Below are 16,242 nucleotides of genomic sequence, written 5' to 3'. Positions count from 1 at the left end.
CGTCAGGCGTACAATCCGTGCAGAAACCAGCGACTATCCGCGGTACGCTCGAGGTAAATCCAGTAACATGTCGCATCAGTACCTTGCGCAACATAGTAGTCGCGCGCGACCGACTGCGCATCCCACCAGCCGGCCTCAAGTCGCTCCGGTCCGCGTATCAGCCTGAGAGGGCTCAAATAAAAAGGCCTTTCGTCCCGCGTCAGCAGCTGTATGGGCTTGGGCAGCACAAAACACGGACGATCCAGCACCAACTCATCCTCGCTGGATGACGTTATTTTCGCCGTGGCCGGCCCCCAGCTATTGCACTGCTCGGGCCGATGATCGGGCGACGGTACCGGGACAAGAACGTTGTCCGGACCTAATCTGGCGGACAATAGTTCCAGCAGACGTGTGAAATCAGCCGGCGACCCGCCAGGCTCCGGAAATAATTGATCGGACAGCGGCCGCCTCGGTTCTAGCTGTACCACTTCCAGCCGTAAACCGATAACCGGCGCGCTCAATTCTGTCTTGGCCAGGCGCTCCTTCAACAGCCGCAACAAATGCGTTTCTTTCCACGCCGGCTCGGCCAACGTAATTTCAACAGGTGTCGGCGGCACCGCTGAACGACCACGCTCGTGCTCCAGCTGCAGTTTGAATGTGATCACGGCCAGCTGCCGTGCAGCAAGCCAGCCTATGAGCTGCAGGATCAATGTCGTGGCACCATGCATCAACGCTTCCGCATGCTCGATTCGATCGAAGGTTTCGATATGGGCGGAGAATTGCGCCGGCACCGATATCCAACGATGCATTTCTTCGATATCACCATACGCACGATCAAGGGCATGCAAGAGCTGTTTGCTCGTCCGCCGCAGCAGTCCAGTCCTCGGCAATTTCCGCACATCGCTCAGCGTACTGGCGCCTATACCATCGAACCAGGTAAGGAATGGCGCGGCGGATGGGACAAGTGAACAGGGTAAGCCGTCAAGGCGAAAAGCCAGAGTCGCAGATTGCAGACACCTTCTACGCGGAGCATGCCGTCCACTCTTTACGTGGGCAAGCAGCCAGGCACCTTCCGCCGTCGGCGCCGCACCCAGCCGTCCGGTAAATCCGAGGCGGCGGATGCTGTCGCTTACCCGCCGACACAACGAAAGCGGACCGCCAAACAACGCAAGACTCGCACCAACATCAAGCAACAAACTGAAATCATCAGTAAATGCAACCTCAGGCGTGAACTGCAACATGGCCATGGCAATGGAATCAAGCGCACGCGATTCCTTTTCAATATCTCGATCCAAGATGATCGTACCAGGTGCAATGGTTGCCACGCCACCAGACCGCATGCCGACTCGAACGCCGGCATCGACCGCTTCTGTCGAAGCGACCACCACTTTCCCACCATCCACAACCACATACGAGCCTGCATCAGACCAAGACGGGCGGAGCGTTTCGAGCGGTAACAGCGGCAGATATAAAGTTAACAGCAGGGGCGTTTTCATGATGCACGGGGTGACGGCCAGTAGGCATATCAGCAAGCGGAATAAATAAAGTTTTATCGGAGACAGGACCACGCCGCTTTAAAACCTCAACATGCACACCTCCCATCGCTGGTCGAACTCCCAGCCGAAGGGACGCGGGCGAGGCTTCAGTTGCGCACGCCATTGGACGAATCAGCCAGAACCAGGTTTCAGCACCCTGGGCCGCCAGATTCAAGCGCCGCAGGGAATCGGAACGGATATGGTTCTGCCAAAACACTACAGCACCGCAACTACCGTTTTTCAGTATCTGTTCCGTCGTCCAAAGAGCATCACCTGTACTGGGAGCACGAACCCATATCAACCGGGTAACATCGACGCCCCATAGCTTGAATGCAAGCGAATGCGGAATATACGGAGGTTGAACTAAAACAATCCTTTGCTTATTAGATAACTTTGCAAGCAATGGCTTAAGCAGTTGCAATTCTCCTATGCCGGATTGCTGAACAAGCAACTCGACAAGCGACGAACGCGGCCAGCCGGCACCTGGCAATTCCCCATCCAGCGACGGATAGCCAGATGAACAACTTACGTCACGTGACACTGCCAGCTCACTTGCACGCCAGACGTGAGAAATCACCAACGGATCCGTAACCTCCGCGGAGAATTCAGAGCAAACTTGAGAGCAGAGCAAAGCCATGAGAAAACACAATCGTTGTCAACTTAATACTGTATGTATATACAGTGTATGCGTGATTGTTTAATTCTGCAAGAGCCAGCTTCAAGTAAAAAAAAAGCCACTGAAAAAATTCCGCAGTCTGCCTTCGCGCGCGGGCGAGCCCGCTTGCTTGCGCCCCGACGGAACCCCCGTCGCCACGCCCGGTTAACTTGGAAACCCATAAATTCAAAATCCTAAAACCACACACAACCTACACGCCGCCAGATACTTGCTACAAACACCACCAAGCAATATCTCAAAAAGCCCGTCACACAGAAGATCACCCGTCCTCAATCCGCTGTCGGCTAGCCAGCACCACAGAAGTCTCACGTGAATCGCCCCCAAAAGCCACAGGCAGAGCAAGTTGCATAAAAGCAACCCCCACTGCAGGTACCTGATGTGTAGCAAACTTAACATCCGCTGGGGCTGTGACGACGCTCTGCGTTTCAGCGGTTTTCAGAGCCTGGCGGGCTTGCTCGACGATTGTTTTGTAGGTGGCCACCGTCTGCCGTGTCACGCCGGCGATGCGTCCGATCGCCATCTGGGTGAGGCTCTCTCCACGCTGCCGCAAAAGCCTGCAGGCAGCACGAATCCTGTCCGCTGTACTCTTGTGACGTTCGCTGTGGGTACGTTCAGCAGCCAGGCTTTGCCGCGCTGGAAGTGGCAGCTCGGGATCAAGCTGCATGATGCCGCGCTTGCAGCGGCCGCTGCCCGTATAGTTGGTCCATGTCCACCGCGCAATCGAGCGTATCGTTGCTTTCAGCGACGATAGCGGCAGATCCTGGGCGAAACCTTGCACCGTGAATCTATTCAGCTCGTGGGCTTTGGCATCGAGCCATCGCACGAAACCGTCGTAGCTTCCACTCTGCCGCTCGCGGTTGACGATGGAATAAGCATAGTGGCGCAAATGCTCGAACAGCAGACAATGGCGCGAGTGTGCAATGTCGTCCACCTTGACTCTCTTGGCCCAAGGAGCCGCCACGGCCAGGTCGACGTAGTCGGCCAGGGCGCCCAGTTCGTACACGGAGTTGTGTAACTCTTCGGTCGACCACCAGGGATGCCCCGGCGTCTTGGCCACCGGTCCTGAGTGGAAATTGGGATCTGCGCGCAGCGCTATCGAAAAAGCTGCATAGACGGCTTTCATGAAGGCGATGGGCTTATCGCGCGCGGCCTCGGTCGTGCACACCGGAGTAATCGCATAGTAAAGGTGGCTATTACCGGAAGCGCGATTTCGCACGATCAGATTTGGCGCCGGCAGGCCAGCATCTTCCCATATCATGGAATTCGCATGGTCGAGGTCGAAGATCAGCCAGCTGACAAGGCCTGGCCGATTGATTTGCATATACGGATAACGTACCGCGAACTCGCGAGGCCGAGTGCGGGTCGCGGTTTTGTTGTCACTGCAGCGCGGAATATAGGCCGCCTCTTGCAGCACCCGGTGCAGGGCGGTACCGTGCTCGAAATATCGAACATCAGGCTCAGCGACGCTATTCACCACTTGCTCCTAAGGGGCGGCAAGACGGTGCCAGCTTGCAGCGCAAGCCTGGTAGAGCACTTGAATTTTAGGGCGAGCAGGTACTCACCTCGGCCATGATTCGTCATGGGAGCTCCAATTGCCAAGTGACAGGCGTAAAAAATCCCTTGCACTGACTTGAGCACCGAACTAGAATCACGGCTGAAGAGTACGTGATTCATGTTTTGGCACCGCCAGAGCATTAGCAGAGGCCCGGTTCCCGCCGGGCCTTTTGCTTTTTAGGGCATCAAATTGTTAGCGTTTCAGATTAGCTCGTCATCGCAGTCCTTATATCTTCGTTAATCGACCGGTTATTTCTTGCTGCCATCGGCCAGTGCTTGTAGCACCTTGGTAATTTCGTTCCTCGCCAGTTCGGCATCCACATCTTTGGTAAATTCAAGACGCAGCACTTTTTTGGCCTGATGGACCTTGCAGTAGGTTGCACGTCCCGAGCGTACGGTCACCGGGGCCGGCGTCACGCGCGGCGCAACCGCACGCCGAGCCGACCTGGTCGCCATCGCCACTGCCTCGGACTGGGAGGACGTGCCACTGACGATCGCTTGAATCGCCGCCATGACACCATCGGTATGCCCTTTGGCATGGAGCGCGGCCAACTCGGCGGCTGCGCTGCGGCCGACCTTATCCTGTTGTGCATCGAGCAGCGGTATCGCCTCAGCCGGCAATTCGCCGAACACCATCAGATTGGCCACAGTAGTGCGAGGCACGCCGGCATGTTTTGCCACATCGGCGACGGTCAGCGTTTGATCTTCGTCCAGCAGTTTCTTGAAACCTACATACTTCGCATAATCCGGCAGGGTGTTGTGGAGCAAGTTTGCATAAAAAGCATCACGGTCTGCGTGTTCGTCGTCCGATAGATCGAGTACGGCAGGGATGGTTGCACGGCCACGATCGACGTAAAAATCAAATCGGTTATGGCCCGATACCACCTCATACCAGCCGTCCGGGGTAGGGCGGAGCGTCACAGGCGTGACCAGCTTGTTGCTATCGAGGTTGGCGTACAGCGCCTCCCTTTCAGCATTGGTCAGTTGCCGCTGGCGTCCAGGAATTTTACGGATACGGGCTACAGGTGCCTCGAAGGGCACACCCGCGCTTAAAGCTGCCTCATCGAGCGCAGCTTTAAGCGCCTCAACTTCGGCCCGGCTCGCTTCCTGCAATTGCGCAAGGCGCGCACGCAGATCCGCGGACTCCACGTCCGAGCCACCGTCAGCCTGCTTGGCCACCGCTTCGTCCAGCTGCCGTTGCAGCTCGTCAATCTTGGCTTGGTACTTCTGGGCTTCAATGCGGAAGGCGCCGAGCTGGCCAGGCATGGTCACATTGCGCTGGCTGGCGATCGGCGTTGGAGGATTCTCGCTGACATTGCGTTCCAGGTTGGCCGTCTGGCCGAGCAGCCGCGCCGCCAACTTATTGACGCGCGGTGGGCGCTTGTCGTCTTTGTTACTCATGCTGCTTCCTTCATTTCGCGGTGTGCCCAGCAGGTCTGCAGGGACACGTCGAGTTCCGCCACGACGGCGTTGAACGCCTCGATCGCACGGTTGTAGGTGCGCTGGCTGCCGTCATAGCTCTCGAGATCGTAAATGGTCTTGAACTCCGCGTAGGCGTTTTTTACCAGATCGGTCTCCGGAATTTCGGCCGTTCCCAGCAGCTCCGGGTAGGTCTGCTTGATCCACGTCTTGACGATATCGGTCATCGAGACTGACGACTTCACCTTCGACAACACGATCTTGATGAACTCGAATTCCTTGTCGATCTGCTTTCCGTGTCGCATCGAATTGAACAGCTCGGAAAACTGTCGGAAAAATTGCGTCGACGAAGCGTAGTCCAAGGTTTCCGGGGGCAGGGGGATGATCATGCCGTCGGATGCCATGAAGCTAGCCAGCGCCAAATACGACAAGGTAGGAGGCGTGTCGATAATGATCACATCATATTTTTCGCGCAACGGCTGCATGGCTTTGTTCAGGACGTCCCAAAACTGGAACGTCGGGTCACTGGCCTGCTTGTTGGGCAAGTAATAGTCGGCGCCAAACAGGTCAGGCGACGATGGAATCAGGTCAATACCGTCCCAGTAACTGGGTAGCGCAGCATACAGAAGATCTTCCTTGTCGCCGTAGACCACCGGCATCACCGTCATATCCTCGGTCACTTCCGCATCCGGCACAAATCCCATCAACGTGGTGGTGGATGCCTGAGGATCCAAATCAACCAGGCAGACGCTGTGTCCCATTAAGGTCAAACCCTGGGCCACCGCAACTGTAGTGGTGGTTTTGCCCACGCCGCCTTTGAAGTTGCCGCAACAGACGACAAGGCCCAGCGTGCCGGCCGGACGCCGCTTGTGCGGGCCGATCTGCTGCACGATGGCGCGCGCCTCAGCCAGGGTGAACATGCGGCTACGGCCGTTACCCTTCAACTGGCCAGCTGGTATGATGCCCTTGCTGCAGAGATGATTGAGCTTCGTGCGCTCGATATTGCACATTTGCGCCAATCGCGTGCCAGATATCATGGGTGACGTTTTCCGTGGCCAAGGCGCCAACAGATCGTCACGCAGCTGCAGCAGCGTAGCCTCCGCGCGATCAGCGATGCGGATCAAGCCGTCGATATCGACGACGTTTCGTGCAGGCAGAATTCGTTTGGCAGACATGCGCTTACCTCGGTGATTGGTGGTTTTTAGCATTGTCGCCGCTTTTTGCAAAAAAAATCAAAAAGCGATGACGCGACCGGATATTAACGTTTACAGTCAAAAACGTATATAACTTTTCTAGGTTTACAAGCAAAATATTGCACAGATGTCGATTTTGCTCGAATATCCACAGCCTCCCAGTTCAAATAGTTTCATTAAAAACAACATAAAAAGGGAAGACGCCCGAAAGAAGCGTCTTCCATGCAACATCAATCCAGCGCATCCCTCAGAATGTCGACTTTCTGAAGGAGAAACCGGATGACGTCGGCCGATGTACGATCAAATGCTTCAACATTTTCCCGTACCCACGCCTCCCGTTCGGACATCTCGCCCTGCAAGGAATGCCACCGTTCGGTGCCATCGACCGTTTCGGTAGCTTTCACCGAGTTCGTCCGTTGCGCCCGGCCCCTTAGCCAATGGGTAAGGCTCTCGGGCAACCGCACTGCATGGATTGCGCGGGTTAAAGCCACATATAGGAGGTTGATTTCCTCCGGATCGTATTGCTTTTCCGGTGGCAGCTCGATAAAGTCATCCTGCATATGCACCTGGTCGAATTCCAGGCCTTTTGCACGATGGGCGGTTGTCAAAATGACGTCCGCCTTCTCTTGCAGACTAACCTGCGATGCTTTCATGGCTTCGTAGATGCGTGGAACCTGGCTCTGGTACTGCTCGACGGTTTTCACCAGTGCCGCAATCTCCAGGTCCCCGGCCTCCACTCCGTATTGCTGGAAATCCCCGAAACAATTGAACCTGCCAATGCTTGGACTTGTGATCCTCGACCGTTCGTCCGCCCATAAAAAATAGGCATCGAGAACTTTCCCAAAGACATAGCTGTCGAAGCCGCCAATGAAATGCAGCTTCACGTCGTTGTCCAGTACCAGCGCCGCCGCACTGCTGAACAAGCCAGCGTTTGTTCGACCAATGATCGTAAATGGTTGCGACCGATCGATGGACCAGGCATTGCTCATATCTGCACGTCCCACAATGGTCTTGTCTTCCCCTTTAAAGTCAGTGAGCAGCGCACTTGCGATACCGGCGATCTGCTCACTGAATCGGAACGACTGCGTCAATGCAACGCGAGATTTGGCCTGCACCGTCTCCATCGCGTTGACCGCACGACGAAAGCCATAAATTCCTTGGTGCCGGTCGCCCACCAATACTTTCTGGCAGTCCTGTCGCATCACCACGTCCAGGGTCACCGGATTGGTGTCCTGGGCTTCATCGAGCAAGATAATGTCGAACGCCAAGTTCGGAAGTTCAAGCGCCCAGATCTTCAGATACCCATCGTGCGGCATCTTGATCGGTGACCGCTTATCCTTCATCGCAGCAAACACTTTGTCGGCAAGTTGCACGATATCGCTTGCGACGGCAGAATCACCCTGCAGCTCCACATCCAGGTGTTCCTCGGAGATCAAAGAATCCGCCGAGCAAAACCAGTTGGCCAAGGTCTGCAATGCATCCTTGGCCCTTTTGGTATTGCACTGGAAAGTCTGGGCAATTTCCCAAGCCTTGGGACTGCCAAGCTTTTCCTGATAACGTTTCCCCACCCGGGTGTATGCCAGGGAATGGGTAGTTCGGCATTGCACATTTTCCGGAAACCGCGCGCAGGCCTCCGATGCGACCGATTTGTTAAAGGCAATGTACAGGATGCGTTTATCCGGCCTGCACTTCGAATACTCAACGAGAGTAGTGGTCTTGCCTGTGCCGGCAAACGCATCGACTGCAAGCAACATGCTTTCGTTTTCCACTACGGATATTTGTTCACGGGTCATCGACGACATAGCATTCTCCTAAAGGTAAAAAATGGCCGGGAGAACGCAGTCCCGGATGGGAAGGAGTTCTTCCCGGCCGGGCACATACGTCAGCTACAAACTTATTAAAAATAGTGCGCAAGTGATTAACTCCAAGCAAAAATGCGCTGGAAAATCATTGAACAAGGAAGGTCAAAAGAGGCTCACATACCAAAAACCACCGGTATCGGCCATGCAAGACGTAGAAGACTTCCTACGCGGGAATTACGTCGGCGACTAGCCGAAGTAAAGTTTAAAGAGAACCGGAAGCTGCAAGCTGATCAGGAAACCCACCATTGCCTTGAGCAACGTCGTATCGCTACGAAGCTTCTCAAGCTCGGCTGTCATTTTCAACTGCGAGGTTTCGATCTTCTGCAATAGTGAGGATTCAAGTCTCATCATATCCTCCGGAAATGCAACAGATCTGGACAGCACTTCGGCCATGACCTTTGCGTGAACAGCAGCTTGTGCGGCGGATACGCCGGCCTCTTGAAGACGCTCGGAATACCCTAACGAATCAAATTGAAAGCTCGACATAAAAGCTCCTTTGGTCAGAGAAACTCCCGGAGCGTCGCCCTTAGGGCTGGCCTAAGGAGCGGTGATGGTGGACATGTACCCCGAGCAAAAAGCTGCGCTAGTTTCAGGGGTTGACTAGCTTGCGCCGAATCGAAATTCAGCGTACCTCGAAAGTCAGTGTAGTCGCAGAGGCCAAAATCGTCCACTACAATGACATGCTACGTTTAGAAAAATCCAGCAAGAAACATTGGCAAATCCAACCCTACTCGGCTTTGGGAAAGCGAATGGTGGTCGCCATCCTTTTCTTGTCGTCGAGCAGGTCAGCCGTCAGTGCAGGAAAGCGGTTGAACAAAAGCGCTTCAGCCAGTTCAATTCGACAGGCGGAGCGCTGCCAGTGCTTCACACGCAAGTGCACCGGCACTTGGCCCCGCTCATGTTCGTGGGCAGTTTCAGGACCAGGAATCCACACGCCGGTCGGATACTGCAGGCCGCGCATTTTGTGCGCACGGCCGCCGGCTTGCAGATATCTGGTGTACTTTCGCAGCTGGTCCATTGACATTTTCATCTCGGCCGCCAGGTCTTTGCCTGTGATCTGACCCGCAGCCACGATCAAATCCTCGACGCGTTTCGCAACGCGATAATGGACATAGTCATTCCTCTCCCGCTGTCCAGCACGTTTTGTCGAACCGCAGCTGGTATTTGGCGTGACGGCCACGCCATGAAAGTCCTTAGCGAGCATTTTCATCATAACCTCCTGTAAAAGTTACCTCTCTATCGCGTCACCCATGTTTCTGGATGGACGAGCTCCCATCCGAGCTGACGCCGAATTTCGCTCTGTGATGGCGGCGGCAACGAAGAACACCGCCGATCCTCCATCCAGCGCCGTACCTGCTCCTTCGTCGGCCGAATCACTGAAACGGGATGCCGACTTGAAAACGTATCCATATCGATAATCTCCTTTCATAACAAAAAATCGGAACACCATGACCGGTTTCGCGTCGAGAAAAATTCTTGACGCTGCTGCAGAAAAATCGTTTGTGGATTGCCCTGCCGCACACTTCTAACTTAGCGTGAGGTAGGCATCAGGTCCTTGGAAAAAATGGCATACGAGGAACTGTTATGCGCTTGCGATCGACGCGAGCATCTGGTAGCGAATGGATTACATAAATTACCTTCAACTGAGCCGTTCGCAGTAAGAAAAATGGGGGGCGCTTGGCGCGCCAGGACCGTGCCGGGAAGATGAGTGAATAAGATAGCCATGTGCTTCCCTGGAAGAGACGAATGCCTCTTCCAGGAACCCATCTGGGAATGATGCAGTTTGGAATTTGCCTTCTCCGCAGCGGCCAGTGCCAATGAAGATCTGGCGGTGATCGACATTATGCGACGGTGCTTCTCGGGTCACCCGAATGCGAAGGCCAAGGGTGGCAATAGGTTTGCGCTAGCGAAATCCTAGCAGCAAAGGCTACAGCTCTGGGGGCGGCTGCTGCCCAGTTTTCAGCTTCCAGCGGAACCCGCGGCTTTCGAATGGCGAGCGTGTTACCGCTTGCGCCTCCGCCATTCGAAAGCCGCAGGGACGTCGTCATTGCTTTTGGCTGGACGAAGGAGTGGGAACTGTAAAGGGACTCTGTTTCCAACGCGAAAGCAGCCAGTTCCAGACTGGCTGCAGATTGGACTTTACTTCGAGATTCCAAACTCGGAGCTCACGATCCATGCCGTCAACTTGCGGGGTTGGCCGGAGCGGATCGCTCATTACACAAGGACTCCAGGTCCGAAGACCGTACGCGTTCCAGGAGTTGACGCGTTGCAAAAAACCAGTTTTTGATGCGTCAAAAACTGGAAAACACGTGGTGAAATCGATGCCATTCTTTCCATAGCAGACTCCCATCAAGTCTGCAATGAAAAGAATCCCCTCATATTGAGGGGACTCGGTTGAAAGTAAAAAAAGACCTATTAAGGTTCGACATGCCTCTCGTTCAAGCTCAGGCGCCTCCACGGAAGCTGCCTCGGAACGCCGACTCCGCGACGCTACGAGGATCTCTGACTGGCTGCCTTAGCCCCCCGCCTATGCGCGGAGGAAATTGGCTAATACGACCAGCTGGGCCATCTTCCACGGCGTCTTCCTGCGAACCATGATCTTCATCCATCTGACCATGGTCATCGCCGCCCCCGGCTTGTTCACTACTATGCTGGCTGGCGGATGAAGCATCCGCATGCCCGTCATGCTCGAGGTGATAGACCACGACGTCATCGATCGCAATATGGGTAATAAGTAGCAGACGCCCTTTGATGACGGCTGCCGCTTCCTGCTCACCAGTTTTTCGACCCTGCTCCTTGATATCGCGAAGGTACGTATGCGCATAGATATCACCAACGGTGAAGGCGACGAAGATCTTACGACCAGCTTCGCAATCGGCCATCAGCTCAGAAACGAGATTGATCGCTTCTTGTCCGCTGACCCGCAGATCCATATAACTGTATTGCGGATCGACGATTTTTCCATGTAAGGCATTGATGGCACACGCCAGGAACTTTTCTGCTTTACGGCCGCTACCCTTGGGAGTTACCCAACGGATCCGGTTCATATAGCCGCAACCTTTGGTGTGCAAATCAAAGTACCCTGAAGGATCAGGAGCTTTTCCCTGCTCGGCTTGACGCAGCGAACCAGGTATTTTCGAAGAATTGTTGCGGTTGTTATTGGTCATCATGATGATCTCCAGTCAATAATAGCGAAAGGAAGACCATCCGAGCCCCAGGGGATCGAGAAGAGGTCTTCCCGATCGGGGTGGTAGAAGCGCTACAGAGACTCTGATCCTGGCAAGGCTGGCCAGGACGTGTGGGTTGCAAGAGTTTGACCCACCGCGGTTGCTCAGGTGCGAGCAAATTCAATATCAACAATAGGACGAGAGGAGGACGCTGTCAACCCGATTTTACGCTTATCGCGCAGACTGGCGCCCACTGCTTTTTTGGTAGGACAGATCGTTAATTTCAATGCCTGAGAGAGAACGCTCGTCGGCGATTTCGCCCTCGCTGTTGCCCAGTTCAAGCACAAATGTGCAGATCTTCTCGGCAGCGTTACATGCGCGAAAAATGGCTTTTGAATCGTCGCGGATGACCTTGATCCAGCTACCAACATAAGCTGCATGCTGGCTCGGATCATGGCCTAACGCGAGCTCGTCACCAAGCATCATGCTCGCGATTTCGGCGCACAATTCTTCGTATGCATATTCCTGGCTACCAAATGGATGAAAAAGGTCGCGATTGAGCCTGGACGAGTGCCCTGACCAATGCCCCAGTTCATGCATCGCGACGGCGTAATACTCTATGGCGGAATTGAACTGACGACGCGGCGGTAGATGCATTTCATCATCGACCACATCATAGTAGGCTTGATCGCGCTGGTCATGTTTAATGGTAGCACCGGATTGCCACAGTATCCGCTCAGCCCTCTCGATTGGATCAAATTCAAGCTGAGCTGGCTGAAGGGGATCTAACCCACTTACCTGTTCGGCATTAAAAACCGTTGTGAAGTACATCTTAGGCTTCTGGCCTTCCGGCTGCGCATTATCGGATGCAGGGAAATCGTCGGAATCTTCGGACGCGGTAGTCTCGGAGAATATCCACCGTCGAATAGCAGTTCCACGCTCGTTTTTTCTAATGCGCGCTCCTTTGAAATTAGCCTGCTTGAACGTCATCCACCTCGGATCTTCATACGGCTGGGCCATCAGATTCAAGGAATTGATACCCTTGTATCTTCGCCCGGAGGCAATGTTGTACGGTGTTGTGCCACGCGAGGATGGCGCCCAAGGCTTTTGCCATGGAGCAGTGCCCCTCTCAAGGAGGGTGATTAATTGATTTGCGACATCATCGCAATAGTTGGATCCTTTTTTCATGTTGAACTCCCAAAAAAATGGCCACAAAAAGTGGCCAGATTGAACAAAGGAAGCACGAAACCACTCATCCGCCAAGATGGGCAGTAGTGTGCAAATGAGAAGGGAACGCTAAGAGCGGAATGCTCTTGAGATAGAGGAAAACTCCCGTGCGCTGGGCACGTGCAAGGAAGCGGGAGCGACTTGCACTTGGCGATCTGAAAAGATCATCATTATGTGATGTTAGGCCGGTCTAAGGTGTATGTCAATCCGGCTTTTGAGCGAGTTTGATTTCATTTCCGGCCAACCAGTTCCGGGGGAGTAGCGCCGGTGTGGCCAGACATACCGTAATGAACGCAAAGCGCCCCGTTGGCCTCTTAGTGGGGATCGCGGTCGACTGCGTGAGCCATGGCCGGGGTGCTGGCGCCGTCAGAAGCGGCCGCCTTCGATATGATTGCGGCCGACTCTGCCAAGCTGGCGTCGGTAACAAGACCAACAACGCCACCTATGCCAAGGCTAGGTGCACCACAGCGCTGTTGGCATACATCTAAAAACATAGCGTCGATCTTGTCCGCCTCACGAATTCATGGAACCTCGCACTAAGACCACATGTTTCGCATGATATAGTCATATCATGCGCAATATCGTGTTAATATGTGTTTATATTCAGATTTAGGGGGATGATAATGGCTTTCAGGGCAGACGAAGCTGCACGCGCAGGATTGGAAGGAGTGCTGAACTATTTCTTGCCGCGGGCTAAAGGATTCGAGGATTCGGAGAGAGATGGAAGCAAGAGCGATCTGCTAAAAATTTTGCAAGAGTGCGGACCTGTCGTTGATGCTTACCCGAGTTGGCACCCACTCGTCCGCAACCATGACAGCCGCCATCCCATCACCACACCCGGTGAGGATTGCGGCTACAAGGGACTCGACCACACACGATACTTCGCTAATGGATTCATCACTTGCCCGTACGGTGACGGCCAGGCCGTCCTAGATTCAGTGTTGAAATGCCAACAACAAACAGGCGGGTTTATCACAGCGGAACGGCTCAATTTCAGGCTCTATCATCCCGATGCAACTCCAATTCTGGTTCGCTGTCACTGGGAAAGGCCCTTGGAAGCTAATGGAATGATCCCTCTGTCCCTAGCTTTGCCTCTGCTCCTCGAAAAGGAACTCCCAATGTGGCGCTGGGCGGAAGTGGCTGAAACGTGGAAATCGATGCGACCCTATTTCCTCGGTATGCCTCAAGGCAGCCGATCTTCCCTTTTTGTTAGCCAAGACACAGGTCTGGCGCTGAAGAAAATTTGGGAGGCTCTGATTAATACAGGCATGTATGGCCCAATCAAAGAAGAGCGAGATTAATACGCCAGCCTTCAAGCTGAGACACCGAACTGATCCCCAACGTCGGCCGCCGCTGCCGAGCAGATAGAACTTACAGAAAGCACAAAGTGGCATCGAAAAAACCGAGGGCTAAAGCTGCGGCGACTAAGGCGACCAAAGTCACCTATTCTAAAATCGCCGAACCGTACCAGAAGACGCTGCACCGGCTGTGGAATAGAGGGTTAATAATCGACAACAGGATCAATGCCGAAAACGCCATGAAAACCATCGGCTATTATCGGCTGCTGATATACATGCGGCACTTCCAGTGTAAAGCGGCGCCCAGGAATTTTTTCCCACGGTCGAAATTCAGCGCTATCGTCGCGCTCTACAATTTCGACCGGGAAATCCGGCTGCTGACGTTCAATGCGATTGAAAAGTTGGAAGTGGCTTTGCGCACGGCGATCATCAACCCTCTTGCCGAACAACATAGCCCGCACTGGTATCTCGATCCATCCCATTTTAACGATGACATCAAATTTCATAACGTTATGGGAAAAATTATCAAGGATGCAGGTGTGAGTAAAGGGCTGGCACTAACGCACTATTACGATCACTACGACTCTCCCGTACTGCCACCGATCTGGCTGGTGTGCGAAAAGCTGACCTTCGGCGCGTTGTCACATTTTTTCGCGGCTTTACGAATAGATCGGCGCAAGATCGTCGGCCGTTACATTTGGTCGTATCCGGAGCATTTGCTGGTTTCCTGGTTCCACAGCCTGAATCATTTGCGGAACATATGTGCCCATCAAGACCGGGTATGGAACAACCCCATAACAGTGCTCCCACCAGAGGCACATAAAGCCTATAATGCGGAATTCGCAGCTCCGACAAGCTTTTACTGTCGGGCTGTCGTGATACAACTCCTGATGCGGGAGCTAGGCCTGAACGGCTGGTGGCGGGAATGCTTACTTGCGTTGTTGGCATCTTGTACCCACGTGAATCCACGTATTCACCTAGGCTTTCCAGATAACTGGCACACTCGGCCGGCGTGGGCTTGAGAACGAAACAGTTGTTTGACAAGTCGTGATAATGCGTGTAGCATTGTCAATGACAACGCTGGGAACGCCTCTCATGGAAGCGAAACATCCTTAGCTAAAAGGCGCGCAAGCGCCTTTTTCATTTTATGCTTCCGATCTTTGCCAGAGCTGGTCATCAGTTGAGGTTCCAGGAACCTTGGCGGTACTGATACGAGCCGTTCAAGATGCCATCTAGCCACGCCGGCACTGTCGCCGACTGCATACCGCCAAAATCGACATGGCCCTCGCTATCGGTGTCCAACATTGCAACCGGTAGCTCCGGAAGCGAGCCAGTCCCAATGCCCTCCTCCGGCCATTTATTTCCGTAATCGCGCTTTAGCAGCAAGGGGCCTGTTGCCTTTACGAGGGTGCGAAATGTCTCTAGGCGGACCAGCCAATAACACTCCACGCCTGATGCCTTGTATCGCTCCTGGCGCCGTGTGAAGTCGCGAAGATGTTGATAGGATCGCTGCAGCTCTATGGCGATGGTGCGCCCGTTGTGCGAAAACAGCACATCAGCTTTCCACTTGTCGCCGGCCGCCGTTTGTCCTGGCGCCTCATCCCACCCCTCGATGCCCAAGCCCCGCAATGCGGCCAATACGGTCGTTTTGCCGGCCTTGTGCCATTTCGTTTCCGGCGCTGTGGCGCATTCATCCGTGAGATGGGCGAAGAACGGCACTCCCCTGATGCTCGTCTTGAGCACGGCCGGCGCCTCGCAACATGGCAGTATGAAGTCGCCCAACTGCGTACATAGCTTCAACGCTTCCCAGTCGCTACTGGCGTAATCAGCTGCGTTCACTGGCTGTCTTGCACGGGTCCAAGCAGAGTGCGTCATATCAATCTCTCACGGCGTGTGCGGAAAAGCAATTTTAGCTTGCCCAAGCAATTGCCGGTTTGTCGTGATGCCAGAATAGTGGGGCAGGCGCGATCTTACCGAGCCATAGGGAGAACTGAAATAGAACAACAAATTGACAAGCTGGTGGCTGATATCCGAGCGGCGCTGGCCAGGTCGGCGCCGCTCGATCCCGTGGTGGCAACGGTGATGGTGGCCGATGGGAACGACGGGTCTAGCCTAGCTCGACCACAAATCGCGGCACTAGCGGCGTTGTCGACCGAACCGACACTAACCGAAGGAGAGCGCAACCATGCGGCGGCGCAATTGGCCGCACTCGGTATGACGATATAGTCGAATTACCGGTGGCACATGCCTGCATTCCTGAACGTGCTCAAGCTGCACGCCGTGCCGGCCCTCACCAAGGACATGTTTAATGAGGTTGAGGTGCAAATTGTCG

The 16,242-nt window shown here is 54.3% G+C and carries 13 protein-coding genes; 2 read left to right on the top strand and 11 right to left on the bottom strand.

Features of this window, described 5'->3' with window-relative positions; genetic code table 11:
* Positions 1-2: 2 nt before the first annotated feature.
* From V3C40_RS27600 to V3C40_RS27555, 10 genes are all read right to left on the bottom strand, one after another.
* A complete protein-coding gene (locus tag V3C40_RS27600) occupies positions 3-1,475 on the bottom strand; it encodes a Y-family DNA polymerase (RefSeq protein WP_331779077.1) in 1,473 nt (490 codons plus the stop codon).
* Positions 1,402-2,091 carry a translesion DNA synthesis-associated protein ImuA gene (imuA, locus tag V3C40_RS27595; RefSeq protein ID WP_331779076.1) on the bottom strand — a complete coding sequence of 230 codons (690 nt, stop codon included), beginning with the start codon at positions 2,089-2,091 and terminating at the stop codon, positions 1,402-1,404. Before imuA ends, V3C40_RS27600 begins: the two co-directional genes overlap by 74 nt.
* Positions 2,092-2,449: 358 nt before the next feature.
* Positions 2,450-3,664 (bottom strand): replication initiation protein, encoded by a 1,215-nt coding sequence (locus tag V3C40_RS27590; RefSeq protein WP_331779075.1) that lies wholly within the window; start codon positions 3,662-3,664, stop codon positions 2,450-2,452.
* A gap of 329 nt (positions 3,665-3,993) precedes the next feature.
* On the bottom strand, positions 3,994-5,145 hold the full coding sequence (locus tag V3C40_RS27585; RefSeq protein WP_331779074.1) for a ParB/RepB/Spo0J family partition protein: 1,152 nt from the start codon (positions 5,143-5,145) through the stop codon (positions 3,994-3,996).
* Positions 5,142-6,338 carry a ParA family protein gene (locus V3C40_RS27580; RefSeq protein WP_065306361.1) on the bottom strand — a complete coding sequence of 399 codons (1,197 nt, stop codon included), beginning with the start codon at positions 6,336-6,338 and terminating at the stop codon, positions 5,142-5,144. Before V3C40_RS27580 ends, V3C40_RS27585 begins: the two co-directional genes overlap by 4 nt.
* Before the next feature lie 248 nt (positions 6,339-6,586).
* Positions 6,587-8,158, bottom strand: coding sequence for a UvrD-helicase domain-containing protein (locus V3C40_RS27575; protein WP_331779073.1), 1,572 nt, complete (start codon positions 8,156-8,158; stop codon positions 6,587-6,589).
* A 246-nt stretch (positions 8,159-8,404) separates the two neighbouring features.
* On the bottom strand, positions 8,405-8,704 hold the full coding sequence (locus tag V3C40_RS27570; RefSeq protein ID WP_065306363.1) for a hypothetical protein: 300 nt from the start codon (positions 8,702-8,704) through the stop codon (positions 8,405-8,407).
* A 241-nt stretch (positions 8,705-8,945) separates the two neighbouring features.
* Positions 8,946-9,431: a hypothetical protein gene (locus V3C40_RS27565; protein ID WP_331779072.1), complete on the bottom strand. Its 486-nt coding sequence runs from the start codon at positions 9,429-9,431 to the stop codon at positions 8,946-8,948.
* A gap of 1,231 nt (positions 9,432-10,662) precedes the next feature.
* Positions 10,663-11,388 (bottom strand): DUF3577 domain-containing protein, encoded by a 726-nt coding sequence (locus V3C40_RS27560; protein ID WP_331779071.1) that lies wholly within the window; start codon positions 11,386-11,388, stop codon positions 10,663-10,665.
* Between the two features lie 228 nt (positions 11,389-11,616).
* A complete protein-coding gene (locus V3C40_RS27555; protein WP_331779070.1) occupies positions 11,617-12,573 on the bottom strand; it encodes an ArdC family protein in 957 nt (318 codons plus the stop codon).
* Positions 12,574-13,280: 707 nt separating this feature from the next.
* Between V3C40_RS27555 and V3C40_RS27550 the strand changes: the two genes are divergently transcribed.
* Both V3C40_RS27550 and V3C40_RS27545 read left to right on the top strand, forming a co-directional pair.
* Entirely contained in the window at positions 13,281-13,913 is a 633-nt protein-coding gene (locus V3C40_RS27550) for a hypothetical protein (RefSeq protein ID WP_331779069.1), read from the top strand.
* Positions 13,914-13,999: 86 nt separating this feature from the next.
* Positions 14,000-14,932 carry an Abi family protein gene (locus tag V3C40_RS27545; protein WP_331779068.1) on the top strand — a complete coding sequence of 311 codons (933 nt, stop codon included), beginning with the start codon at positions 14,000-14,002 and terminating at the stop codon, positions 14,930-14,932.
* 154 nt (positions 14,933-15,086) lie between these two features.
* Here the strand turns inward: V3C40_RS27545 and V3C40_RS27540 are convergent, their stop codons facing one another.
* Complete coding sequence (locus V3C40_RS27540) at positions 15,087-15,653, bottom strand: competence protein CoiA family protein (RefSeq protein ID WP_442907320.1); 567 nt, start codon at positions 15,651-15,653, stop codon at positions 15,087-15,089.
* Positions 15,654-16,242: the final 589 nt, after the last annotated feature.

Origin of the sequence: Janthinobacterium sp. LS2A, assembly GCF_036543145.1 — a bacterium.
GTDB classification, from domain to species: domain Bacteria; phylum Pseudomonadota; class Gammaproteobacteria; order Burkholderiales; family Burkholderiaceae_D; genus Janthinobacterium; species Janthinobacterium aestuarii.
The sequence above is the reverse complement of the archived record's forward strand: the minus strand, read 5'-3'. Positions and strand labels throughout refer to the sequence as shown.

Excerpts from the sequence above, each read along its gene's own strand:
- V3C40_RS27600 (WP_331779077.1), bottom strand. The coding sequence starts at position 1,475 with ATGAAAACGCCCCTGCTGTTAACTTTATATCTGCCGCTGTTACCGCTC.
- V3C40_RS27585 (WP_331779074.1), bottom strand. The coding sequence starts at position 5,145 with ATGAGTAACAAAGACGACAAGCGCCCACCGCGCGTCAATAAGTTGGCG.
- V3C40_RS27580 (WP_065306361.1), bottom strand. The coding sequence starts at position 6,338 with ATGTCTGCCAAACGAATTCTGCCTGCACGAAACGTCGTCGATATCGAC.
- V3C40_RS27575 (WP_331779073.1), bottom strand. The coding sequence starts at position 8,158 with ATGTCGTCGATGACCCGTGAACAAATATCCGTAGTGGAAAACGAAAGC.
- V3C40_RS27570 (WP_065306363.1), bottom strand. The coding sequence starts at position 8,704 with ATGTCGAGCTTTCAATTTGATTCGTTAGGGTATTCCGAGCGTCTTCAA.
- V3C40_RS27565 (WP_331779072.1), bottom strand. The coding sequence starts at position 9,431 with ATGATGAAAATGCTCGCTAAGGACTTTCATGGCGTGGCCGTCACGCCA.
- V3C40_RS27560 (WP_331779071.1), bottom strand. The coding sequence starts at position 11,388 with ATGATGACCAATAACAACCGCAACAATTCTTCGAAAATACCTGGTTCG.
- V3C40_RS27555 (WP_331779070.1), bottom strand. The coding sequence starts at position 12,573 with ATGAAAAAAGGATCCAACTATTGCGATGATGTCGCAAATCAATTAATC.